The sequence below is a fragment of the Sterolibacterium denitrificans genome (assembly GCF_900174485.1).
In the GTDB taxonomy this organism is placed as follows: Bacteria; Pseudomonadota; Gammaproteobacteria; order Burkholderiales; family Rhodocyclaceae; genus Sterolibacterium; species Sterolibacterium denitrificans.
This window is the reverse complement of the sequence record NZ_LT837803.1, coordinates 1,529,108-1,550,843: the sequence shown is the minus strand read 5'-3', so window position 1 is coordinate 1,550,843 and position 21,736 is coordinate 1,529,108. Positions and strand designations below refer to the sequence as shown.

30 protein-coding genes are annotated in these 21,736 nt (G+C 62.3%); 10 read left to right on the top strand and 20 right to left on the bottom strand.

Annotated features, from left to right (window positions below):
• Positions 1-2: 2 nt before the first annotated feature.
• The 10 genes from acpS to gloA all read right to left on the bottom strand — a co-directional run bounded on the left by acpS (position 3) and on the right by gloA (position 7,823).
• Positions 3-380 (bottom strand): holo-ACP synthase, encoded by a 378-nt coding sequence (gene acpS, locus SDENCHOL_RS07160; RefSeq protein ID WP_154716603.1) that lies wholly within the window; start codon positions 378-380, stop codon positions 3-5.
• Positions 377-1,144, bottom strand: coding sequence for a pyridoxine 5'-phosphate synthase (gene pdxJ / locus SDENCHOL_RS07155; protein ID WP_154716602.1), 768 nt, complete (start codon positions 1,142-1,144; stop codon positions 377-379). The genes acpS and pdxJ overlap by 4 nt, the downstream gene beginning before the upstream one ends.
• Positions 1,141-1,911, bottom strand: coding sequence for a DNA repair protein RecO (recO, locus tag SDENCHOL_RS07150; RefSeq protein ID WP_154716601.1), 771 nt, complete (start codon positions 1,909-1,911; stop codon positions 1,141-1,143). The genes pdxJ and recO overlap by 4 nt, the downstream gene beginning before the upstream one ends.
• A gap of 42 nt (positions 1,912-1,953) precedes the next feature.
• Positions 1,954-2,841, bottom strand: a complete 888-nt coding sequence (gene era / locus SDENCHOL_RS07145) for a GTPase Era (RefSeq protein WP_197706871.1) — start codon at positions 2,839-2,841, stop codon at positions 1,954-1,956.
• A gap of 33 nt (positions 2,842-2,874) precedes the next feature.
• Positions 2,875-3,555: a ribonuclease III gene (gene rnc / locus SDENCHOL_RS07140; protein ID WP_154716599.1), complete on the bottom strand. Its 681-nt coding sequence runs from the start codon at positions 3,553-3,555 to the stop codon at positions 2,875-2,877.
• A 3-nt stretch (positions 3,556-3,558) separates the two neighbouring features.
• Positions 3,559-3,927: a DUF4845 domain-containing protein gene (locus tag SDENCHOL_RS07135; protein WP_154716598.1), complete on the bottom strand. Its 369-nt coding sequence runs from the start codon at positions 3,925-3,927 to the stop codon at positions 3,559-3,561.
• 38 nt (positions 3,928-3,965) lie between these two features.
• Positions 3,966-4,763: a signal peptidase I gene (gene lepB / locus SDENCHOL_RS07130; RefSeq protein ID WP_154716597.1), complete on the bottom strand. Its 798-nt coding sequence runs from the start codon at positions 4,761-4,763 to the stop codon at positions 3,966-3,968.
• Between the two features lie 38 nt (positions 4,764-4,801).
• On the bottom strand, positions 4,802-6,595 hold the full coding sequence (lepA, locus tag SDENCHOL_RS07125; RefSeq protein ID WP_154716596.1) for a translation elongation factor 4: 1,794 nt from the start codon (positions 6,593-6,595) through the stop codon (positions 4,802-4,804).
• Positions 6,596-6,752: 157 nt separating this feature from the next.
• Positions 6,753-7,355, bottom strand: a complete 603-nt coding sequence (locus tag SDENCHOL_RS07120; protein ID WP_154716595.1) for a rhomboid family intramembrane serine protease — start codon at positions 7,353-7,355, stop codon at positions 6,753-6,755.
• Between the two features lie 78 nt (positions 7,356-7,433).
• Positions 7,434-7,823 carry a lactoylglutathione lyase gene (gloA, locus tag SDENCHOL_RS07115; RefSeq protein ID WP_154716594.1) on the bottom strand — a complete coding sequence of 130 codons (390 nt, stop codon included), beginning with the start codon at positions 7,821-7,823 and terminating at the stop codon, positions 7,434-7,436.
• A 77-nt stretch (positions 7,824-7,900) separates the two neighbouring features.
• Here gloA and earP point away from each other — a divergent pair, with 77 nt between their 5' ends.
• The 3 genes from earP to SDENCHOL_RS07100 all read left to right on the top strand — a co-directional run bounded on the left by earP (position 7,901) and on the right by SDENCHOL_RS07100 (position 11,574).
• Positions 7,901-9,067 (top strand): elongation factor P maturation arginine rhamnosyltransferase EarP, encoded by a 1,167-nt coding sequence (gene earP, locus SDENCHOL_RS07110; RefSeq protein ID WP_154716593.1) that lies wholly within the window; start codon positions 7,901-7,903, stop codon positions 9,065-9,067.
• A gap of 31 nt (positions 9,068-9,098) precedes the next feature.
• A complete protein-coding gene (efp, locus tag SDENCHOL_RS07105; protein ID WP_154716592.1) occupies positions 9,099-9,656 on the top strand; it encodes an elongation factor P in 558 nt (185 codons plus the stop codon).
• A gap of 148 nt (positions 9,657-9,804) precedes the next feature.
• Positions 9,805-11,574 (top strand): NTP transferase domain-containing protein, encoded by a 1,770-nt coding sequence (locus SDENCHOL_RS07100; RefSeq protein WP_154716591.1) that lies wholly within the window; start codon positions 9,805-9,807, stop codon positions 11,572-11,574.
• A 219-nt stretch (positions 11,575-11,793) separates the two neighbouring features.
• Here SDENCHOL_RS07100 and SDENCHOL_RS07095 read toward each other — a convergent pair whose 3' ends face one another.
• From SDENCHOL_RS07095 to SDENCHOL_RS07085, 3 genes are read right to left on the bottom strand one after another with little or no spacing between them, the layout of a single operon-like run.
• On the bottom strand, positions 11,794-12,054 hold the full coding sequence (locus tag SDENCHOL_RS07095; RefSeq protein ID WP_154716590.1) for a hypothetical protein: 261 nt from the start codon (positions 12,052-12,054) through the stop codon (positions 11,794-11,796).
• A complete protein-coding gene (locus tag SDENCHOL_RS07090; protein ID WP_154716589.1) occupies positions 12,047-12,292 on the bottom strand; it encodes a hypothetical protein in 246 nt (81 codons plus the stop codon). Before SDENCHOL_RS07090 ends, SDENCHOL_RS07095 begins: the two co-directional genes overlap by 8 nt.
• Before the next feature lie 26 nt (positions 12,293-12,318).
• Complete coding sequence (locus SDENCHOL_RS07085; protein WP_154716588.1) at positions 12,319-12,735, bottom strand: MarR family winged helix-turn-helix transcriptional regulator; 417 nt, start codon at positions 12,733-12,735, stop codon at positions 12,319-12,321.
• Positions 12,736-12,874: 139 nt separating this feature from the next.
• Between SDENCHOL_RS07085 and SDENCHOL_RS07080 the strand changes: the two genes are divergently transcribed.
• Positions 12,875-13,438 (top strand): Yip1 family protein, encoded by a 564-nt coding sequence (locus SDENCHOL_RS07080; protein ID WP_154716587.1) that lies wholly within the window; start codon positions 12,875-12,877, stop codon positions 13,436-13,438.
• Between the two features lie 86 nt (positions 13,439-13,524).
• Entirely contained in the window at positions 13,525-14,718 is a 1,194-nt protein-coding gene (locus tag SDENCHOL_RS07075; protein WP_154716586.1) for a trans-sulfuration enzyme family protein, read from the top strand.
• Between the two features lie 12 nt (positions 14,719-14,730).
• On the opposite strand, the gene SDENCHOL_RS07070 is transcribed toward SDENCHOL_RS07075, so the two are convergent.
• From SDENCHOL_RS07070 to SDENCHOL_RS07055, 4 genes are read right to left on the bottom strand one after another with little or no spacing between them, the layout of a single operon-like run.
• Complete coding sequence (locus SDENCHOL_RS07070; RefSeq protein ID WP_154716585.1) at positions 14,731-15,063, bottom strand: cupin domain-containing protein; 333 nt, start codon at positions 15,061-15,063, stop codon at positions 14,731-14,733.
• A gap of 39 nt (positions 15,064-15,102) precedes the next feature.
• A complete protein-coding gene (locus SDENCHOL_RS07065) occupies positions 15,103-15,576 on the bottom strand; it encodes a hemerythrin domain-containing protein (protein WP_154716584.1) in 474 nt (157 codons plus the stop codon).
• 38 nt (positions 15,577-15,614) lie between these two features.
• Positions 15,615-16,445 carry a ferredoxin--NADP reductase gene (locus tag SDENCHOL_RS07060; RefSeq protein WP_154716583.1) on the bottom strand — a complete coding sequence of 277 codons (831 nt, stop codon included), beginning with the start codon at positions 16,443-16,445 and terminating at the stop codon, positions 15,615-15,617.
• Positions 16,446-16,464: 19 nt separating this feature from the next.
• The gene (locus SDENCHOL_RS07055) at positions 16,465-16,764 is read right to left on the bottom strand and encodes a DUF2249 domain-containing protein (protein ID WP_154716582.1); all 300 of its coding nucleotides are present in this window, start codon (positions 16,762-16,764) and stop codon (positions 16,465-16,467) included.
• A 113-nt stretch (positions 16,765-16,877) separates the two neighbouring features.
• Here SDENCHOL_RS07055 and SDENCHOL_RS07050 point away from each other — a divergent pair, with 113 nt between their 5' ends.
• From SDENCHOL_RS07050 to SDENCHOL_RS07030, 5 genes are all read left to right on the top strand, one after another.
• Complete coding sequence (locus SDENCHOL_RS07050) at positions 16,878-17,312, top strand: RrF2 family transcriptional regulator (protein ID WP_154716581.1); 435 nt, start codon at positions 16,878-16,880, stop codon at positions 17,310-17,312.
• Between the two features lie 104 nt (positions 17,313-17,416).
• On the top strand, positions 17,417-17,764 hold the full coding sequence (locus tag SDENCHOL_RS07045; RefSeq protein WP_154716580.1) for a metal-sulfur cluster assembly factor: 348 nt from the start codon (positions 17,417-17,419) through the stop codon (positions 17,762-17,764).
• Between the two features lie 34 nt (positions 17,765-17,798).
• Complete coding sequence (locus tag SDENCHOL_RS07040) at positions 17,799-18,080, top strand: DUF2249 domain-containing protein (protein WP_154716579.1); 282 nt, start codon at positions 17,799-17,801, stop codon at positions 18,078-18,080.
• Between the two features lie 16 nt (positions 18,081-18,096).
• Entirely contained in the window at positions 18,097-19,212 is a 1,116-nt protein-coding gene (locus SDENCHOL_RS07035; RefSeq protein WP_154716578.1) for a hypothetical protein, read from the top strand.
• A 35-nt stretch (positions 19,213-19,247) separates the two neighbouring features.
• A complete protein-coding gene (locus tag SDENCHOL_RS07030; RefSeq protein ID WP_154716577.1) occupies positions 19,248-19,889 on the top strand; it encodes a hypothetical protein in 642 nt (213 codons plus the stop codon).
• A gap of 34 nt (positions 19,890-19,923) precedes the next feature.
• Here the strand turns inward: SDENCHOL_RS07030 and SDENCHOL_RS07025 are convergent, their stop codons facing one another.
• The 3 genes from SDENCHOL_RS07025 to SDENCHOL_RS07015 form a co-directional block, all read right to left on the bottom strand.
• Positions 19,924-20,316: a hypothetical protein gene (locus SDENCHOL_RS07025; protein WP_154716576.1), complete on the bottom strand. Its 393-nt coding sequence runs from the start codon at positions 20,314-20,316 to the stop codon at positions 19,924-19,926.
• A 169-nt stretch (positions 20,317-20,485) separates the two neighbouring features.
• Positions 20,486-20,956, bottom strand: a complete 471-nt coding sequence (locus SDENCHOL_RS07020) for a CBS domain-containing protein (protein ID WP_154716575.1) — start codon at positions 20,954-20,956, stop codon at positions 20,486-20,488.
• A gap of 255 nt (positions 20,957-21,211) precedes the next feature.
• Complete coding sequence (locus SDENCHOL_RS07015; protein ID WP_231912933.1) at positions 21,212-21,613, bottom strand: DUF192 domain-containing protein; 402 nt, start codon at positions 21,611-21,613, stop codon at positions 21,212-21,214.
• Between the last annotated feature and the right edge of the window lie 123 nt (positions 21,614-21,736).

The window sequence follows — 21,736 nt, the reverse complement described above, 5'->3', positions numbered from 1 at the left end:
ATTCATCGTTGCTCCAGAATGACGAAGGCGATGACCTGATCCTGCTCATCGCTGATGGACAGATGGGCCACGAGCTGGCGTGCCTGCAGATGTGCCGCCAGCGCGGTGGAATATTCGAAGCCGGGTTTGCCCAGCGCATCATGCACGATGCGGATGGCCGGCAGCAACAGCGGCGCCCGCACGCCGGTGCCGAGCGCCTTGCCCAGCGCCTCTTTGGCGGCAAAGCGCTTGGCCAGGAAACGCGCCGGCACCGGGCTGGCGCGGCAGTCGTCGCGTTCGGCAGACGCCAGGATGCGCTTCAGCGCGCGCTCGCCGTGGCGCTGGCAGAGCCGCTCGAAACGCCGCACCGAAACGATGTCGGTACCGATGCCGAAGATCACTTGGCGGATGCCGCTGCAGCGCGGGCGGCCAGCATTACCCGCTTCATTTCGCGAATGGCGTTTTCCCAGCCCATGAAAATGGCATCGGCCACCAGGGCATGACCGATGTTCAATTCGGCAATCTGCGGAATCGCCGCAATCGCGGCGACATTGTCGAAGCGCAGGCCGTGGCCGGCATTCACCTTGAGGCCGATTTCAGCCGCATGGGCCGCCGCCGCGACGATGCGCCGCAGTTCCTCTTGCTGCGCATCCGCGGCAACGGCTTCGGCGTAGCGGCCGGTGTGCAGTTCGACCACCGGCGCGCCGGCAGCCCGCGCGGCATCGAGCTGTTCCCGCTGCGGATCGACGAACAGGGAAACCCGGCAACCCGCCGCAGCCAGACGCGCGCAGGCGGCCGTCACCTCGGCAAGGCGGCCACGCACGTCGAGCCCGCCTTCGGTGGTCAGCTCCTCGCGTCTTTCCGGCACCAGGCAGACATCATGCGGCTTGATGCGGCAAGCGAAGGCGAGCATTTCCCCGGTAATCGCCGCTTCGAGATTCATCCGCTTGGCAAGCCGCTCACGCAGGATTTCGACGTCGCGATCCTGGATGTGGCGACGATCCTCGCGCAAATGCAGCGTGATCGCATCGGCGCCGCAGGCCTCGGCCAGCAAGGCGGCGCGCACCGGGTCGGGATAGGAGGTGCCGCGCGCCTGGCGCAGCGTGGCGACGTGATCGATGTTCACGCCCAGTTCGAGGGGAAGGGGATGGGAATGCTGATTCACAGTTCCTGCAACTCCATGAAAACGCGCCGCGACTGCAGGGGCTGCCCGGCAAGATGATGGTTGATGAGCAAGCGCATCAACAGTTTGCTTTCGCTCAAGGTACGGGTATCGGTGTAGTCGTCGCGCGCCAGATCAAGCAGGGTCTTGCCGCGGATCGCCTGCATGCGCTGGCTGCTCGTCGTGCCGGCAAGGCCCATGTTTTCTTCCATCGCCCCCAATTCCACCGGGCCGCGTTCAAGGCGATAGTGATACCAGCGTTCGGCCTCGATGGGCCGGCCGCTCTCGGCATCGCGCTCCAGCGTCAGACCGTAACCCAGCTCGCCCAGCAGGTTTTTTTCGAAACGCCGCAACAGTGCAGTCACCGCTTCATCACCCGCGCGCATTCCGCTCAGGCGCTGCAAGGCCGCGACATACGCATCGAATAGCAGCGGATGCGCATCATCGCGCGGCAGCAGACGCAGCAGCAATTCATTCAGGTAATAGCCGAGCATCAGGGCCGTACCGCCCAGCAAAGGCATGCCGCCCTGCCATTCGCCCTTGGCCAGGGTGCGCACTTCGCCACTGCCGAACCAGCCCAGCTCCAGCGGCTGGAAAGCCTGCAGCACGCCGCGCAAGGCCGAGCGCGGGCGGCGCGCCCCGCGCGCGAGCAGCGGTAGACGGCCATGATCGCGCGTAAACACATCGAGAATCAGGCTGGTCTCGCTATAGGGATAGCTATGCAGGATATAGGCCGGCTGTCCGTCGATGCGCTGTTTGTTGCCGCTCATGACGCTATCTCGTGTCGTCCGGGATCGTCTGCCGCCTGCGCATCACTCGTAGCCGAGGCTCTTCAGCGCACGCTCATCGTCGGCCCAGCCGCTTTTCACCTTGACCCAGACTTCCAGATAGACCTTGCCGCCGAACAGGCGCTCCATGTCGCGCCGCGCATCGCTCGACATGGCCTTGAGCTTTTCGCCGCCCTTGCCGATGACGATGGCCTTGTGTTGCGGCCGGTCGACGATGATGGCGGCAAAGATGCGACGCAGCCCGCCTTCCTGCTCGAAGCGTTCGATTTCCACCGCCATGCCGTAGGGCAACTCGTCACCCAGGCTGCGGAACAGTTTTTCGCGCAGCAGTTCGGAAGCCAGAAAGCGCTCGCTGCGATCGGTGATTTCATCTTCTTCAAAGTATGCCGGCTGCTCGGGCAGGTAGCGCAGCGCGGTGCGCAGCAGCACGTCGGTTCCCTTGCCGGTCATGGCCGACAGCGGCAGGATTTCGGCGAAATCGAACTCATCCTTGATCTGATCGATGAAGGGCAGCAGCTTGCCCTTGTCGGCAAGCTGGTCGACCTTGTTGATGACCAGCAGCACCGGCCGCTCCACCGGCAGCAGCTTGAAAATGGCCCGGTCGGCGGGGCCGCAGCGGCCGGCCTCGAGGACGCAGAGAATGACATCGACTTCGGCCAGGGCCTGGGTCACGCTGCGATTCATGGTGCGATTCAGCGCACCGCCATGACGGGTCTGGAAGCCCGGCGTATCGACAAAAACGAACTGGCCTTCATCCGTCGTCAGGATGCCGGTCACCCGGTGACGCGTCGTCTGCGGCTTTTTGGAAGTGATGCTGATCTTCTGTCCGACCAGTTGATTGAGCAGCGTGGACTTGCCGACATTGGGCTGCCCGACGATGGCCAGCGTGCCGCAGCGGAATTCTTGCGTCATGGAAGGACGTTCCGGCATCATCCCATCATCCAGTCATCTGCCGTCGAGTATCCGGCAGACCTGCTGCGCGGCTTCCTGCTCGGCGCTGCGCCGGCTGCTGCCGATGCCGCGAACGCAGACATCCAGTTCCGCCACCCGGCATTCGACCTCGAATTCCTGCGCATGCGCTTCGCCGCGCGTCGTCAGCAGCACGTATTGCGGCAAGGCGAGGCGGCGCCCCTGCAATATTTCCTGCAGCGCGGTCTTCGGATCCTTGCCGGCCTGGCGCGGGTCGATGGCTTTGAATTGAGCGTCGTAGAGACGCAGAATCACACTGCGCGCCGCCTCGAAACCGGCCTCGAGAAAAATTGCGCCAAACAGCGCTTCGAGCGCATCGGCCAGAATCGACGGACGGCGAAAACCCCCACTCTTCAATTCGCCCTCGCCCAGCCGCAGATAGTTGCCCAGCGTGAGCTCCTGAGCGATCGCGAACAGGGTTTCCTGGCGCACCAGATTCGCCCGCAGACGCGACAGTTCACCTTCACGCAAGCCTGGAAAGAGTTCGAAGAGGCGCGCGGCAATCACGCAGTTGAGCACGCTGTCGCCGAGAAACTCGATGCGCTCATTGTGTGGCGTGCCGTAACTGCGGTGAGTTACCGCCTGCTGCAGCAGTTCGCGACGTAGAAAGGTATGTCCGAGCGCGCGTTCCAGGCGCTCCAGCCGCTCGGTCCGCATCGCTCACTCGGCACTGCTGCCGGTAAATTCGAACAACAAATTGACGTTGCGGAACAGATGGACTTTTTTCTCGTAGGCGAAAGAAATGACGATACGGCCACCTTCCTTGCCGATATCCAGATCATCCGGCCCCACCGAATCGACGTCGGCGACCAACGCGCGACGCTGATAGGCCGAACGTATCTGCGCCATGCCGGCGCTGGCGAGCGCAGTATCATTCGCCGTCGCCTTCACGATATCCACTGTCGTGTAATACTCGCCCACGACCGGCACCACCTTCATGGCCAGCACAGCAACGAGCACCAAACCCACGCCGACGAACAGCAGGCCGGTCAGGGTAATGCCTTTTTGCTTGTATAGCGTCTGCCTCATCAACTCCTCCCCTGCGCTTGTTATCGAATCACGCCGCTTCAGTGGAACGCACCGATCCGCTGCAGATCGTTGAAATTGAACCAGATGAAAAAGGCCCGGCCAACAATGTTTTCATCCGGCACGAAACCCCAGAAACGGCTGTCACGCGAGTTGTCGCGGTTGTCTCCCATCATGAAGTAATGCCCGGCCGGCACTTCACAGACAACGCCCTCGGCATTGTAAAGACAATTTTCCCGGAACGGGAACGGCGCCACCTGGCGGATGAAGGCCGGCGCCTCTGGGCTCTCCGGCTCGACCAGGATCTGGTGCTCGACATTCCCCAGCGTTTCGGCATAGCGCGGGACGTAGGTCAGCCGATCCTTGTCGAGGAAATCATCGAGCGGCCTGACCGGCACTTCGACGCCATTGATGCTGAGGCGCTTGTTGAGATAAGCGATCCTGTCGCCCGGCAGGCCCACCACGCGCTTGATGTAGTCGAGCGAGGGGTTCTCCGGATAGCGGAACACCATCACGTCGCCACGCTGGGGTGAGCCGACTTCGATGATTTTCTTGTTGATGACCGGCAGGCGCACGCCATAGGCGTATTTGTTGACGAGGATGAAATCGCCGACGTGCAGCGTCGGAATCATCGACCCCGAGGGAATCTTGAACGGCTCGGCGACAAAGGAGCGTAGACAGAAGACCACCAGGATCACCGGGAAGAAGCTGGCGCCATATTCCACCCACCAGGGATCCCTGGCATCGGCCGGACGGCGTTTCTTCAGCCAGAAGTGATCCAGGCACCAGATGATGCCGGTAACGATGACCAGAACGAAGAGGATGAGAGCGAAATTCATGGCAGGCGCCTGAAAGAATCGTCTAGGATACTAGGGAATCACTTGTCATTGACACGCAGCACGGCGAGAAAGGCTTCCTGCGGGATTTCGACGCTGCCGACCTGCTTCATGCGCTTCTTGCCGGCTTTCTGTTTTTCCAGCAGTTTCTTCTTGCGCGTGATGTCGCCGCCATAGCACTTGGCGAGCACGTTCTTGCGCAGCGCCTTGATGGTTTCGCGCGCCACGATGTTGGCGCCGATCGCCGCCTGGATCGCCACGTCATACATCTGGCGCGGGATCAGTTCGCGCATCTTGGCCGCCAGGGCGCGGCCGCGTGACTGCGCATTCAGGCGATGGACGATGGCCGACAGAGCATCGACCTTGTCGCCGTTGATCAGCACGTCCAGCTTGACCACGTCGGCGGCGCGATATTCCTTGAATTCATAATCCAGCGAGGCATAGCCGCGCGAGACCGACTTCAGGCGATCGAAGAAGTCCATCACCACTTCGGCCATCGGCATTTCATAGGTCAGTTGCACCTGGCGGCCACGGTATTGCAGATTCACCTGGCTGCCGCGCTTCTGTTCGCACAGGGTGATCACCGCGCCGAGATATTCCTCGGGCACGAAGATGGTGGCAGTGATGATGGGCTCGCGCGTCTCGGCAATCTTGCCGACGTCCGGCAGCTTGGAGGGATTCTCGACGAACAGCTCCGTGCCGTCGCGCAGAATCACCTGATACACCACGGTCGGCGCGGTGGTGATCAGATTCTGATCGAACTCGCGTTCCAGCCGCTCCTGGATGATGTCCATGTGCAGCAAGCCGAGGAAACCGCAGCGAAACCCGAAACCCAGCGCCTGCGAGACTTCCGGCTCGTAGTTCAGCGAGGCATCGTTGAGCTTCAGCTTTTCCAGCGAATCGCGCAGGCTGTCGTATTCATTCGGCTCGACCGGATACAGGCCGGCGAAGACCTGCGACTTGATTTCCTTGAAGCCAGCCAGCGGTTCGGCGGCCGGCAGATCGACGCGGGTGATGGTGTCGCCGACCTTGGCCACCTTGATGTCCTTGATGCCGGCGATGACGAAGCCCACTTCCCCGGCCGACAACTGCTCGCGCGCCTGCGACTTGGGCGTGAATACGCCGACCTGTTCGCACAGGTGCGTGCTGCCGCCGGCCATCAGGCGGATCCTGTCCTTGGGACGCAGCATGCCATCGACCACGCGCACCAGCATCACCACGCCGACATAGCTGTCGAACCAGGAATCGATGATCAGCGCTTTCAATGACGCTGCCGGATCCCCCTGGGGCGGCGGCATGCGGGCGATCACCGCTTCGATGATGTCTTCCACCCCCTGGCCGGTCTTGGCGCTGGCGAGGATGGCATCCGTCGCATCGATGCCGATGACGTCTTCGATTTCCTGCCGCGCGCCATCCGGATTGGCCGCCGGCAGATCGATCTTGTTGAGCACCGGCACCACTTCGACGCCCAGCTCGATCGCCGTGTAGCAGTTGGCCACGGTCTGCGCTTCCACGCCCTGCGAGGCATCGACGACCAGCAAGGCGCCTTCGCAGGCCGACAGCGAGCGGCTCACTTCATAGGAGAAATCGACATGACCCGGCGTATCGATCAGGTTCAGGTTGTAGATCTGGCCATCACGCGCCTTGTAGCGCAGCGCGGCCGTCTGCGCCTTGATGGTGATGCCGCGCTCGCGTTCGAGCGCCATGGAATCGAGCACCTGGGCTTCCATTTCCCGATCGGACAGGCCGCCGCAAAACTGGATGATGCGATCGGCCAGGGTGGATTTGCCGTGGTCGATGTGGGCAATGATGGAAAAGTTGCGGATATGCTGCATCGGTCAAATCGTTCCGGCATTCCGCATCCACACCCGCATTGCAGCGGACACCGAGCGGAAATGCACTGTTTTAATTATGTTTTTCAGGTTATGCGCAGGTCGCGCCGGCTTTTTTGCAAGCCGCTGATTATAGCGTGAAAGTCAATGCGCCCCTGCTTCAGCGTCTTCTGGCCCATTGACGGATTACCAGCCAGGCACCCAGCATGCCGCCCAGGTGGGCAAAGTGCGCCACCCCCGACTGGCTGGAAAAAACGCCCAGCAGCAATTCCAGCAATCCATACAGCGTGACGAACAGCCAGGCTGGCAGCGGAATCGGCGGAAACAGCAAAACCAGCGTGCGACGCGGGAAAAACAGGCCGAAAGCCAGCAGCAAGCCAAAAACGCCGGCAGAAGCGCCGACGGTAGGCACCGGCACGCCATCCGTGCCGCTCAAGACCAGAAGTTGCGTCAGGCCGCCGACGACGATGCTGACGAAATACAGGTTGAACAGGCGCCGGCTGCCAAATACGCGCTCGAGCTCACTGCCGAACATGTACAGGGCAAACATGTTGAACAACAGATGCGTCAGCCCGCCATGCAGAAAGCCGTAACTCAACAGTTGCCAGGGCAGAAAGGAAGGATAGCCGGCAAAACCGGGCACCGGCAGCGGCCAGAGGCCGAACCAGGCAATCAGCGCGGGGCCGAACAATCCCTGGGCAAGAAAAACCAGGATATTGGCAATGATCAAAATCCGTGTCAGCGGCGGCAAATTGGCAAGCATGGGGTAGCGGGACTTATCGTCTCGATGGAAGGTGATGAAAGATGGGTGTGGAGAGTAGCGTGTGGAACGTGAAGTTTTTCAGGCAGTCTTCCTGCCGATCAGCTCGATACGGTAGCCGTCCGGATCTTCCACGAAAGCAATCACCGTCGCGCCGCCCTGCATCGGTCCGGCTTCACGCACGACCCGGCCGCCCTTGCGGCGAATCTCCTCGACGGCCTGATAAACATCCGCCACTTCGATGGCCAGATGACCGAAAGCAGTACCCAGCTCATAGCTGTCGACACCCCAGTTGTACGTCAACTCGATGGCCGTATGCGCCTCTTCATCGCCATAACCGACGAAGGCCAGGGTAAACCGCCCTTCGGGATAATCCTTGCGCCGCAGCAGGCGCATGCCCAGCACCTGGGTGTAGAACTCGATGGAACGCTCGAGATTGCCGGTTCTGATCATCGTATGCAGCAGTCGCATGGCCTCTCCTTCTTGCCAAACCAGCGGAAATCTGGAATCTTGGGATTTTGACCTCTTCGACAGGACGCTGTCCAGCAATGCCGCAAAAACGCTGGGATATTTTCTGCAACGTCATCGACAACTATGGCGACATTGGCGTCTGCTGGCGACTGGCGCGCCAGTTGGTGGCCGAACACGGTTTGCGGGTGCGCTTGTGGGTGGATGAGCTCGCCAGCTTCCAGCCACTCTGCCCCGAACTCGATCCGGCACAACCGCAACAATATTTGCACGGCGTCGATATCCGCCGCTGGCCAGCGGCCTTTCCTCCTTTCGAGCCGGGCGATGTTGCCGACGTCGTCATCGAAGCCTTCGCCTGCGAGCTGCCGCAGAACTATCTTGCCGCCATGGCCGAACGCGGCAGGCCGGCGATCTGGATCAACCTGGAATACCTGAGCGCCGAGCGCTGGACCCGCGATTGCCACGGACTCGCCTCGCCGCACCCGCGCCTGCCGCTGACCAAATATTTCTTCTTTCCCGGCTTCGACGGCGCCAGCGGCGGTCTGTTGCGCGAAACCCGGCTACTGGAGCGACGCGACGCCTGGCAAGCCGATCCGGCAGCGGCCAACAATCGGCTCGGCCTGCCCGCCCCGGATCCGGAACAGCTCACCATCTCACTGTTCTGCTACGAAAATCCGGCACTGCCCGCTTTGCTCCAGACCTGGGCGGCAGGCGGGCAACCGGTGCGTTGCCTGGTGCCGCAAGGCCGCGCGCTGGAACAAGCCTCGGCCATACTCGGCAGGCCGAACTTGCAGGCGCCGGATAGCCATCGCCATGGGCAGCTCAGCCTGCATGCCCTGCCCTTCGTCCGCCAGGAAGACTACGACCTGCTGCTCTGGAGTTGCGATCTCAACTTCGTGCGCGGTGAAGATTCCTTCGCGCGCGCGCTGTGGGCCGGTCGGCCGCTGGTCTGGCAGCTCTACCCGCAGGCCGAAGCGGCGCATCTGCCCAAACTGCAGGCTTTTCTCGATCTTTACTGCCTTGGCCTGCCGACGGCCGCCGCCACCGCCCTGCGCGACTTCTGGCAAGCCTGGAACACGGTCAACACTGCAGACGCTGCGGACAGCCTGGCTGCCGGATCGGCCTGGCAGTCCTACGCTCGACATCTGAGCGAGTACGCAACTCACGCCAGAAGCTGGAGCAAACAGCAAGCCGCACAACCGGATCTGGCCAGCCGTCTGGTGTCTTTTTGTGAAAATTTGCTATAATTTTGGGCTGACTTTTGAGGCAGGATAGATTATGAAAACCGCACAGGAAATCCGTACCGGCAACGTCATCATGGTCGGCGCCGACCCGATGGTGGTGCTGAAGTCCGAGTACAACAAATCCGGCCGCAACGCTGCCGTGGTCAAGATGAAGATGAAGAACCTGCTCACCGGTTCGGGCACCGAAACGGTGTACAAGGCCGATGACAAGTTCGAAGTGGTGGTTCTCGAACGCAAGGAAGTCACTTACTCCTACTACGCCGAACCGTCCTATGTCTTCATGGACGCCGACTACAACCAGTACGAAGTCGATGCCGAGAACATGGGCGATGCCCTCAACTACCTGGAAGACGGCATGGCCTGCGAAGTGGTTTTCTACAATGGCAAGGCCATCTCCACCGAACTGCCGACCTCGGTGGTGCGTGAAATCACCTACACCGAGCCCGGCGTCAAGGGCGATACCTCCGGCAAGGTCATGAAACCGGCCAAGATCGGTACCGGCTTCGAAATCTCGGTACCGCTGTTCGTGGACATCGGCGACAAGATCGAAATCGACACCCGCACCGGCGAATACCGCAACCGCGTGAAATAAGCGCCGCCGCGCTCGGAAGAACCAAGGGCAGCCATGGCTGCCCTTTGTTTTACCCTTTGCCGATTCTACCAACCGAAAATTTGCCGCCTCGGGCAAAAACCGTAAGATACGTCCCCTGCCCCAGGTTCTGCCGCAACAGCACACCCGCATGCCGCCCCCCGCCTCCCAACCAGACCCGTTTCTCTTCGGTGAATTTCCCGTTGCAGAAGCGGTCGGCATCCTGCTCGCCCACAGTCTGAATCTGCGGCCGACGGACGACGGCACACCAGCGCTGCGTCTGCGCAAGGGACATTTGCTCACGGCCGGCGATGTGGCGATGCTGCAGGCCGCCGGCATCGCCACCGTCAGCGGCGCGCGGCTCGGCCCGGAAGTCATTGCCGAAAATCCTGCCGCCGCCAGCGTGGCAGCGCTTCTCGCCGGGCCGCATAGCGCGCCGCGCACGGCCGTCGGTGGGCGCTGCAATCTGCATGCCACGCAGGCCGGCATTCTGGTCGTCGACGGCGAACGCGTGATCCGTGCCAATCTCCTGGCCGAAACCGTTGCCATCGGCACGCTGCCGCCCTGGTCCCAGGTACGCAAGGGACAGGTCATCGCCACGGTGAAGATCGTTCCGGCCGCCATCGCGCGCCGGACGCTGGCCGCCTGCAGCGAAATTCTCGCCGTGCCGCCCCTGCGGGTTGCGCCGCTGCATCCCAGACGGGCCGCCCTGATCGTCACCCAATTGCCCGAACAGCGCGCACCATCGCCCGCCGCCATCATCGAGGTGACGCGGCAGCGCCTGGCCAGCCTGCACAGCCGGCTGGCCCTGGAACTGCATTGCCGGCATACGGAACCGGCCATTGCTGCCGCCATTCGCCAGGCAAAAGCCGCCGGTTGCGATCTGATCCTGATCAGCGGCGCGGCCGGCACCAAGGATCGGCGGGATCTCGTGCCTCGCGCCATCATTGCGGCCGGCGGCCGGATCGAACGCTTCGGCATGCCGGTCGAGCCCGGCAACATGCTGCTGCTTGCACGCCTCGGCGAATTGCCGCTGCTGGTGCTGCCCGGCTGCGCCCGCTCGCGGCGCCTCAATGGCCTGGACTGGGTATTGCAGCGCCTGATCGCCAATCTGCCGCTGGATGCCGAAGCAATCGCCAGCATGGGCGTCGGCGGCCTGATTCGCCAGCAGCCCGGCGCATTCCGCGACTCACTCAGCGATACTGCAGGCAACCCTGCGGATACCGAATCGCCTCTGCCCCGTCTGCCGATGGCTGCGCGCCGTCCGCAGCCGCCCAGGGTTGCCGCGCTGATCCTGGCCGCCGGCACATCGCAGCGCATGGGTGAGCAGCACAAGCTGCTAGCAGAGATCGACGGCATTCCACTGGTACTGCGCGCCGTCAATGCCGCCCTGGCCTCGAACGCCAGCTCGGTCACGCTGATCACCGGCAAATGCGGCGAAGAAATTGCTGCCCTCGCCGGCGGCGACAACCCGCGTCTCACCCGCGTCCACAATCCGGATTACGCCGCAGGCATGGCCAGCTCGCTGTGCCTGGGCATCCGCAGCCTGCCCGACGATGCCGAAGCCGTGCTGGTGTTGCTGGCCGACATGCCGCATGTCAATGCCGCCCATCTCGATCGACTGATCGAGGCTTACGGCCAGTACCTGGAGCGCGCTCCCATCATCGTCCCACTCCATGCCGGACGGCGCGGCAATCCGGCGCTCTGGCCGCGCCGTTTTTTCCCGCAGATCCTGACTTTGACCGGCGACCAGGGCGCGCGCAGCCTGTTGCAGCAGCACCACCACGAAGTCATCACGCTCGACATGAATGATCCGGCCGTACTCATGGACATCGACACGCCGCAGGATCTCGCCAGCCTGAAAAATCATCCTGGCGTTTCGCCGGATCCCGGCTATAAAGAAAAGCGTGACACCCCGTGAACCCATGAGTTCGCAAGGCGTCACCACAATATCAACTACGGAGGGGAGAGTCTATCGAAGCTGCGACGTTGATGATTCGTATCAATCTGCGCTTGTCCGCGTAGCCGATACCTGAAACTGCCTGCGGGCAGACCATCGTCGGTACCGATTGCACCGACAAAAACGCCGCCGATCATGCAACGCTGATCGCGGCGTTTTTATTGCCGGTTATCCGCTGATTTACTGCTTGCCCAGCGCCTCGCGCGCCTGGCGTTGCAGCAGGCGATAGGAGCGCTCCCACTCGCCGGCGCGCGGCGTGATCAATACCACCCGATTCAACAGGGCCTCCAGCGCGCGTATCCGCTCCAGCGCCAGGTCGTAATTCGCCGCGTCGACGAGTTCCACCAGACGATCCTGGCACACGCCGATGCAAGGTTGCGGCGCCTCGACCTTGCCGCAGCCGATGCACTGCCAGCCCTTGATGCGCGGGACTTCATTCATGTTCATCGCCCTGTCTTGCGTGAGCAGGTGAGAGTGCTTCGTCCGCACCTTCGTCCCCGGCCTGCACCGCCTCGCGCGCCCGCTTGGTGCGCAGTCGCTCATTTTTCTTGTCATCGCTGAAAAAGAAATAGCGTCCCGCCAGCACGCAGCCCTTCATGCCCGGATCGCAGGGCAGATGGTTGACCTTGCTGCAAAGGCCATCGACCTCGTGTGGACAGCTCCATGATCCCCCGGCCATCGCTGGTCTCCTTTCCCGTCACCTCGTCACTGCGCCGGCAACCAGCCGGGCGCGGCGAATTCCTCACGCAACAGTTTCAGCTCGTCCTGATGCAGCATGGCAATGCGCCTCACCAGTCGATCTCCTGCGGGCAGCAAATGCACCTCCACCTGCCTGCGATCCTCGCGCCCCGCGCGGCGTTCGACCATGCCGGCTTTCACGCAGCGATCGACCAGCGCCACGACGCCATGATGCTTGGCCTGCAACTGCTCGGCCAGCTCGCCGATGCTTGCCCACTCCCGCCCCAAACCGCCCTTCAACTGCAGCAGCAACTGATACTGCAGCGGCGTGATGCCGCTTTCCTGGCACAAGGATTCGCTGAGCCGCAAAAAACAGCGCAGGCGATAACGAAAATGCGCCAGCCGCTGATAGTCCTCTTTCGTCAGATCCGATGTTTCAGCCATATTCCTACTTGACAAAACAAACGCCATGCGTCAAATTGTATCACGTCGTGATATATTTCATCGCGAACTTGAAGCTGCAGTCCATGGGCCATGGCCCATGACGCCGCCCGGCAAGCATACCTGAAGACAGGAGACCACCATGAAGATCGCCACCATTTCCAGAATGCCCTTCTCCTCCAAAGCCGTCTGGCCGGAGATCGCGAAGGTAGATTCGCAAGTCGCCCGCCTGTTCCTGTTGCTGGTTCTGCCGCTTTCGCTGCTGCCGCCCGCCATGATCTATCTTGCCGGCAGCCATTACAGCGACGCCTTCATCCAGGGCCTGGAGAGCAGATCCTGGAGCAGCATCGCCGTCATTTTCTTTCTTGGCGAAATCCTCTCGGTCAGCCTGATGGGCTGGCTGATTCACCAGGCAGCCGATAACTGGCATGGCAAGATCAGCTACCGCAACGCCTATCTGCTCGCCACCATTGCGCCGATCCCGCTGTGGCTCTCATCCTTGGGTCTGCTGGTCGCCAGCCTCGCAGTGAATGTGGCGCTGTCCTTCGTCGCGCTCTGCCTGTCGTGCGCCCTGATCTACCAAGGCGTGCGCGCGCTGTGCGCCGTCAAGGAAGACATCGAGGCGGCCACCATCACCCAGGTGGTCTTCGGTGCCGGCATGCTCGTCTGGGGTTTGCTGCTGTCGCTGGTGATGCTGCCGGTCTGATTCAGGCATGGCAGAATCGTCACCTTTCCCCTTGAGGTGAAGCGCGGCGGGACGGCAACGACCCGCCCGCCTGCGCACTGCGAACGATGTCAAAAACCGACGACGAAGACGGCCACCACGGTTTCCCCACCCGTGCCATCCACGCGGGAGAAATTTCCGACGCCTACGGCTCTCCGCGCACCCCGCTGTATTCGACGACCACCTTCAGTTTCGACACGACTGCCGACTTGCTGGATGTCGTCGAGGGGCGCAAACCGGGCTGCCTATATACGCGCTATGGCGGCAACCCGACCATCAACGCGCTCGAAGCCAAACTGGCATCGCTCAACCATGCCGAAGCAGCGCTCGCCTTCGCCGCCGGCATGGCGGCCATCTCCGCGCTCTTTCTGGCGCACGGCCGGCGCGGCGTCATCTGCGTGGGCGACGTCTATGGCGGCACATGGCAGTTGCTCAGCGAGCAACTTTCCCTGCTGGGCATCCACACCGAGGCCCTGCTCGGCAGCGAGCTTGATCGTCTGGCGGAACTGCTGAAGCGCGGCACCGGCCTGCTGTATTTCGAGTCGCCGGGCAATCCGACGCTCGAAATCATCGACATCGCGGCAATCTCCGCCCAGGCGCATGCCCATGGCGCGCTGGTCGCGCTGGACAACACCTTTGCCTCGCCGGTGAATCAGCAGCCTCACCTGCTGGGTGTCGATCTGGTCGTGCAGAGCGCGACCAAATACCTCGGCGGCCACAGCGACATCACGGCGGGTGTGGTCAGCGGCAGCACGGCCTTGCTCGCCCCCATCGCCGCCTGGCGCAAGAATCTCGGCCAGATCATCGCCCCGGAAACGGCGCACCTGCTCTCGCGCAGCCTATGCACGCTGGAAGTACGTGTCCAGCGCCAGAACCGGAATGCGGCCACGATCGCCGCCGCGCTGGAGCGGCATCCGAAAATCCGGCGCGTGCTCTATCCGGGCCTGCCCTCCTTTCCCGGCCATGAACTGGCCAAACGCCAGATGAGCGGCTTCGGCGGCATGCTGACCGTGGAAATCGACGGCTCCGGCGCGGAAGCCAGCCGCGTCGTCGATCGGCTGCGCCTGATCCGCCTGGCGCCCAGCCTCGGCGGCGTCGAAAGCCTGGCGACCCAGCCAAGCACCACCTCGCATCGCGATTTTTCTCCGGAAGAACGCCTGCGGCGCGGCATCAGCGATGCCATGATCCGGATTTCGGTAGGGCTTGAAGACCCGGCGGATCTGCTTGCCGATCTCGAACAGGCGCTGGCCGGACTCGACTGAGCCGGCCGTATCTCAGGCTCGATGCAGCAGCACGGTGATCAGCAGCGATGAATTCTCCAGCGCCGTCACCGCATGCGGCTCGGCATCCGTCAGATAAACCATGCTGCCGGGATACATCCGCTGCCTGCCGCCGTGCGCCTCAAGCTCCACCGCGCCTTCGATGCACTGTATGGTGATCGTTCCCGAGGCCCGATGCTCCTGCAGCACCTTGCCCACCGGCAGCGCCATGCGGAAGACTTCCAGATGCTCCGCGCGCACCAGGGTTGCCGAAGCCTTGTCGTGAAACCCGTCGCCCAACGGGCGCACATCGATCAACTCACCGGAAGCGGCATGGGATATGGACATGATTTCCTCCTCGATCTTTCTTGTCTGAAGACAATTCGCTCATGAAGGCAGCGTGGAGCGACAGCCGGCGCCCATCTGCCGATGCGCCTCGTCGATCCGCGCCAACGCCTCGGGCGACAGCAGTGATTCCGCGCGATTGAACAGTTCGCGCTCCTCGAAGCGCACGTGACCATCGAGCAGTTCGCCGAAGACGGCCAAAGAGGAGAAATCCTGCCCGCCGATCCTGCGCGCCAGCTCACGCAAGCCGGCATGCTCGAGCAGCGTGCGCTCGACCATGGACACGACATCCTCCGCGCCATCTGCCGCTTGCGCATCCCGCAAGGCCGACAGCAGGGCGATTTCCTCCACCTGGAAATGCGGCTCCAGTTCATGCTCGAACACCGCCGGGAGTTCGTCCATGAATTCCTGTGCTGCCGCCGCCGTTCCCCTGGCCAGACGCTGGGCACGCTTGGCCAGCACCAATGCCGTGTGGTGCTCGCGGGACAGCTGCAACAAATGCGGACTGCGTCGCATGCGGCTCAACTCCTTTCTTCGATGCCTCGACCGGCAATTCACCAATAGTTTTCAAATGCCAATTGCCCCGGCTTGCCGCGCCGGCCAACCTGAAGACCGCGCTCCATCAGGCATTTGCGCAGATCGGCCGCCATCTGCGGATTGCCGCAAACCATCACGCGCGAGCGCTCCACGCCGAGCGGCAAACCCGTGGCGGCTTCCAGACGGCCATCCGCCAGTAATTGCGTGATGCGGGCGTCCAGCATGCCCGGCACGCGCTCGCGGGTCACCACCGGCACATAGTGCAGACGCGCCTTGCCTTCGGTCAGCCCGGCCAGCAGCTCATGCTGCGGCAACGCGGCAAGCTCTGCCTCGTAGGCCAGATCCCGCGCTTCGCGCACGCTATAGACCAGGATCAGATTTTCGTAATCCTGCCATACCTGCGGATCGCGCAGTATCGACAGAAAAGGCGCGATCCCGGTCCCGCTGGCCAGCAGCCACAGATCGCGCCCGCCAACGAAACGATCCGTCGTCAGAAAACCATAATTGTTTTTCTCGACCAGGATGCAATCGCCGGTCTGCAGGCTTGCCAGTCGCGTCGTGAATTCACCCCCCGGCACCACGATGGAGAAAAACTCCAGGTGTTCGTCATAACTTGCCGAGGCCATCGAGTAGGCGCGCCACACCGCCTCTCCGCACGGATCGGCGGTCAGCGGCAAACCCAGTCGGGCAAACTGCCCCGGCACGAAACGGAAGCCCGGATGACGCGTGGTGCGGAAGGAAAACAGCTTCGGCGTCCAGCGCCTGATGTCGAGGATGCGCTCCTCGGTCCACTTCGACTGCGCACCGGCAGACAATCCCAGCAATGGCGTTTCGACTGGCTTGTTCATGGTCACAATCCGGAAACACTCAATGCAATGCGGAAATTTCCGCCGCATCGGCGCCGGAAGCGGCTTTCGTCATGTGCGGTTCCTTGCGTATGCGGATGCGCCACAACTGCGGCCCCTGCTCCAGATATGCCCAGGTAAAACCGCGCGGCGCCTCGGCCAGCAGCAGATAGCGCAAGGGCGTCGAATGATGGGAATGCACCAGCTCCAGCGTCTCGCCGGGCTGCATGTGAAGGAATTTGTCGAAAACCAGCGGCCGCCGCTCAGCCGCCACGATCTTGCGCAAATCGACGGTAACGTCGCGATGAGATTCCTGATCCATGGTATTGCCCTCCTGCTCGGCGACGACATAAGGTATATTCCAGATACAACTTAATGTTAGCAACCAAATCCGCTTAAAGCAATATTGCGCTTACATCTTTACTGGACATCGCCATGCGCCTGACCACTTTTTCCGACTACACCCTGAGGGTATTGATGTACCTGGCGCTCGAACCCGAGCGGCTGGCGACCATCCCTGAAATCGCCGCAGCCTATGACATTTCCGAAAACCACCTGATGAAAGTCGTGCACCAGCTTGCCCGCAGCGGCGTCATCGAATCCCTGCGCGGCAAAGGCGGCGGCGTGCGCCTGGCGCGACCGGCCGAAGAAATTCGCCTGGGTGCGGTCGTGCGTGCCAGCGAAGGCGATGCGCCCATCGTCGAGTGCATGGATCCCGCCAAAAACACCTGCTGCGTCGCACCCGCCTGCCAGCTCAACAGCATCCTGACCCGCGCCTTCAATGCCCTGTTCGACACGCTGGACGAGTACACACTGGCCGATCTGATGGGCAAGAAACACGCCTTCGCCAGGCTGCTGAACACAGCCTGAGCCCACAGCCTGAGCCACCGTCCTTTAAGATATATTTTTTGTATTGCTTTTAAGGTTTGCCGGTGATAGCCTTGTACATGTATCTTTGATACATCTTCATAGCCATGTCCCAAGCCAACCAAACCACCGACACCACGGCTTCCGCTCCCATCGATCTCGAAGCCCTGCTTCACGCCCTGCGCGAAGTGATCGACCCCGAAGTCGGCATGAACATCGTCGACCTCGGCTTGATCTATCGCGTCGAAGCCAGCGACGACGAAAAGTCGGTGCGGGTCGAGATGACCATGACCTCGCCGGCCTGTCCGATGGGTGAAATGATCGTCGAGAACGTCGAAGCCGTCCTGCGTGCCCAGCTTCCGGAGAACGTGCAGGCGGAAGTCCGGCTGGTCTGGGAGCCGCCGTGGCATCCCTCGATGATGAGCAAGGACGCCCGCGCGCACTATGGCTGGTGATCCGCGATTCATCCCATCCCCACAGGAGAAGCTCATGAGCACCGCAGAAAACATCAAGACCACCATCGACGTGCGCACCATCCCGCCGCGCGAGCGTCATCCGCTGATTTTCAGTACCTATGACGGCCTGTCCGCGGGCGAGGGCCTGCTGCTGGTCAACGACCATGACCCGAAGCCGCTGTTCTACCAGTTCCAGTCCGAATCCAAGGGCGAATTCACCTGGGATTATCTGGAACAAGGCCCGGCCGTCTGGCGCGTGCGCATCGGTAAGGCGGCGGCCGGCACGACGGCCAGCGCGCGCGGTTGCGGACACTGAGACGACAAAGACCTGCATGCCTCCCCTGCCACCCGCTGCCCGTCTGCCCCTGCTGATACTCGGCGTACTCTCGCTGATCGTCGGCGTACTGGCCGGACTGGCGCGGCTGGCAGTGGATATTCCGACAGCGGTCGCCAGCCATGCCGGCGTCCATGGCGCGCTGATGATCGCCGCCTTTCTCGGTACGGTCATCAGCCTGGAGCGGGCTGTGGCCCTGATGCGCGGCTGGGCCTTTCTGGCGCCGCTGGCCGCCGGTCTGGGCGGCCTGGCGCTGCTCGCCGGGCGGCCGGTTTCCGTCGCCCAATTGCTGTTCTGCCTGGCCGGCGCCACGTTGAGCTTCGGCAGTAGCCTGCTGTTCTTCCGTCACCCGGCGCTCTATCTGGCCACCCTCGCCCTCGGCGCCCTGAGCTGGCTGATCGGCAACCTGGCCTGGTGGCTCAGCGGCAATATTTTTGCGGCCGTTCCCTGGTGGATGGCTTTTCTGATCCTGACCATCGCCGGCGAACGCCTGGAACTGACCCGCTTTCTGCCGACCACCCGCATCGTGCAGCGCAGCTTTGCCGTCATCATCGCAACCATGCTGGCCGGCCTGACGCTCGCGTTCTGGGCAGAAGCCGATGGCCTCGGCGTGTTCGCCGCCGGCCTGGTTGCGCTATCCATCTGGCTACTGCGTAACGACATTGCCCGGCGCACGGTCAAGCAAACCGGCCTCACCCGCTTCATCGCCCTGTGCCTGCTGGGCGGCTATCTCTGGCTCATCGTCGGCGGGCTGCTGGGCGTCCAGGGCGGCTTTGCCGGCAGCGCCGCGGGCACGCCCCTGAGAGATGCGGCCCTGCACAGCATTTTCCTCGGCTTCGTTTTCTCGATGATCTTCGGCCACGCGCCGATCATCTTTCCGGCAGTCGCCAAGGTCAGGATCGACTACCATCCATTCTTCTACGTTCCCTGGTTGCTGCTGCACGCCTCGCTGCTGCTGCGGGTGATCGCCGACCTGCTCCCGGCCGCCATCGACCTGCGCGCGCCGGCAGGCATCATGAACGGCATCGCCCTGGCCCTGTTCATCGTTACCATGTTGTTCGCCGTGCTGAGAACCGCCCGGCGCAAGCGCACTATGCAACGCGCTACACAGTAACGTAACGTGTAACACGCCATTTTCAGGATTTCACCATGCAGACACCCGAGTTCTTTTCCGTCGTCCCCACACTGACACTGCGCGATCCGCTGGCAGAGTTTTTGGGCGCCACGACAGGCGGCCTGATCGAATACAGCTATCTCGATGCCGTCAAACTGGCCGGCCACTCCTGCCCGACCGTGGCCGGCGCCTACTGGCTGACGCGCCAGGCGCTGCACGCGCTGTACGGCGCCAACGAACTTCCGGAGCGCGGCGCAATCCGCGTCGAATTTCGCGAAGATCAACTGGATGGCGTGACCGGCGTCATCGCCAACGTCGTCTCCATGCTGACCGGCGCAACCGTGGACACCGGCTTCAAGGGTCTGGCCGGCCGCTACGATCGGCGCAACCTGCTCGCCTTCAATGCCGATATTCCGCTGGAAATCCGCTATACCCGCCTGGACATGGAGAGCGGCAACGCCGCTTCCCACGCGTACATCGATGCAGCAGCCAACCTGCGCCAGGTGCCCGGCGAACCGAACGTTCCCGGCCTCATGCAACGCTGCCTGAAGAACGAAGCCAGCGCCGAGGAAAGACGCTCATTCGCCACCGCCTGGCAGCAGCGCGTGCGCCGCATACTGCTGGAACACGGCGACGACCCGAAGGTGTTCATCATCCGGCCGGGCGAGCCTAACTGAGGCAACCGACCCAACCGAGCCCGCCCGCCTGGCTTCAGCCTGCCGCAACCCCGTCGAAACGCCGGCGCGAGCGTCCCGTTCGGCGCAGCATCGCCAGTTTGCCGCGCGTATCCGTATCCGCAGCAACCAGGCCATGCGACCGAGCGATGCCGAAGCGCACCGCAGAGGAAAAATACGGCAGGTCGAAGTCCAGCATGCGCGACTCACGGTACAGTGCCGCGCTGTCATCGTCGAAGTCATACAGCCGCTCGGCAATCTCGGCCAGATCGTCTTCATGGCCGTACCAACTGGTCATCGACAGATATTTCGCCGCCAGGGCGACGACTCTCGTATCGATTTCAACCAGCCGCAGCCAGTCGCGCGCATTGAAACAATCGCTCTGATCGACACAGAACCGTGCCAGAGCCTGGGTCATGGGTTTGTCCATAGCAATCTCCTCCAGCATGGACGGTGCGCCGATCCCGCGACTGAACGAAACCGGTTTCGTCCATTTTCGTCGTGGCTGAAATGAACGGGAACGGCAACACGGTGCCACTACCGTGTTGCCGCTTGTGTGCAGTATTCGAGTGTCGAGCCCTCAGTGTTCAGCGTTTCCGCTAAGACAACTGCTGAGTCTGCGAGTCGCTGACGCCGTGGCCGCCGTGGATGTAATCGACCAGCTGGTCATTGGAAAACTCCAGCTCGGCAATGATGTCCTTCACCAGATCACCGATCGACACGATGCCGACCAGTTCGCCATCCTCCAGCACCGGCAGGTGACGCAGGCGATTGCTGGTCATGATCGTCATGCACTCCTGGTTGGTCTGGCCCGGCGAAACGAAAATCACCGGCGAGGACATGATCTTGCTCACCGGCGTATCGCGCGAGGAAAGATCGAACAGGGCGATCTTGCGGGCATAGTCGCGCTCGGAAAAAATGCCGACGATCTCCTTGCCCCGCATCACCAGCAGGGCACCGACATTCTTCTCGGCCATCAGCCGCAGGGCTTCGAATACCGTGGCGTCCGGCGTGGTCGAATGGACCGTTCGGCTGGACCTGGCCTTCAGGATATAGGATATGGGTCTCATCTGCCGTTCCTCCTCGTCGTTATCGGTTATCGGCGCGGTTATCGCCATGGTTATCGTCGCCACGGCCGTTGCGCTCATTCACACCGCGCGGCCATCGGCACAACACCCCGCGATGTCGTCAAGCCCAAGGCAACCGGCACCTGCAACTTGATTGTAGCCCACGAAAGAGGAAGGTACACCCTTCCCCCCGAGGCCGAAACGGCGCTGCCGGCAGAAAACCCAGGTACCGGGCGATTGGGCAGGGAGGCGAACCGATCAGAAACCGGCTGACGCGCCGTCAACGCCGTCAATCGGCATGCCCGCCTTGATGCCACGCTGGACAAACCAGCCGCCCGGCATTTCCAGGGCGTACTTCGCCGGCTGCCCGGCGCAATGCTGATCTTCGGTCTGCGGCTGCATTTCCTCGATATTGATGATGCGCCCCTGCGCGTCCATAAAGGCAACCGACAAAGGAATCAGGGTATTGCGCATCCACATGCACTGCACGGCGGGCTGGACGAAAACGAACAGCATGCCGTGATTGGTCGGCAACTGCTTGCGATACATCAAGCCCTGGCTACGGCTGGACGGAGTGTTGGCAACTTCGGCATGGATGCGATGAATGCCGATGTTGAGTTCGAGCAAGCCCTCGGCTCTGGCCGGAGCGGATTGGCCCAAAACCGCAACGACTGCAGCGATCGGGAACCCGAGAATTTGCAGCAATGGTTTCAAGGATAGGTTCCACATGGCGCAGGAGAATCGTAAGGGGAAAATAATCAAAAAAGCCGGCTCGATAGCCTA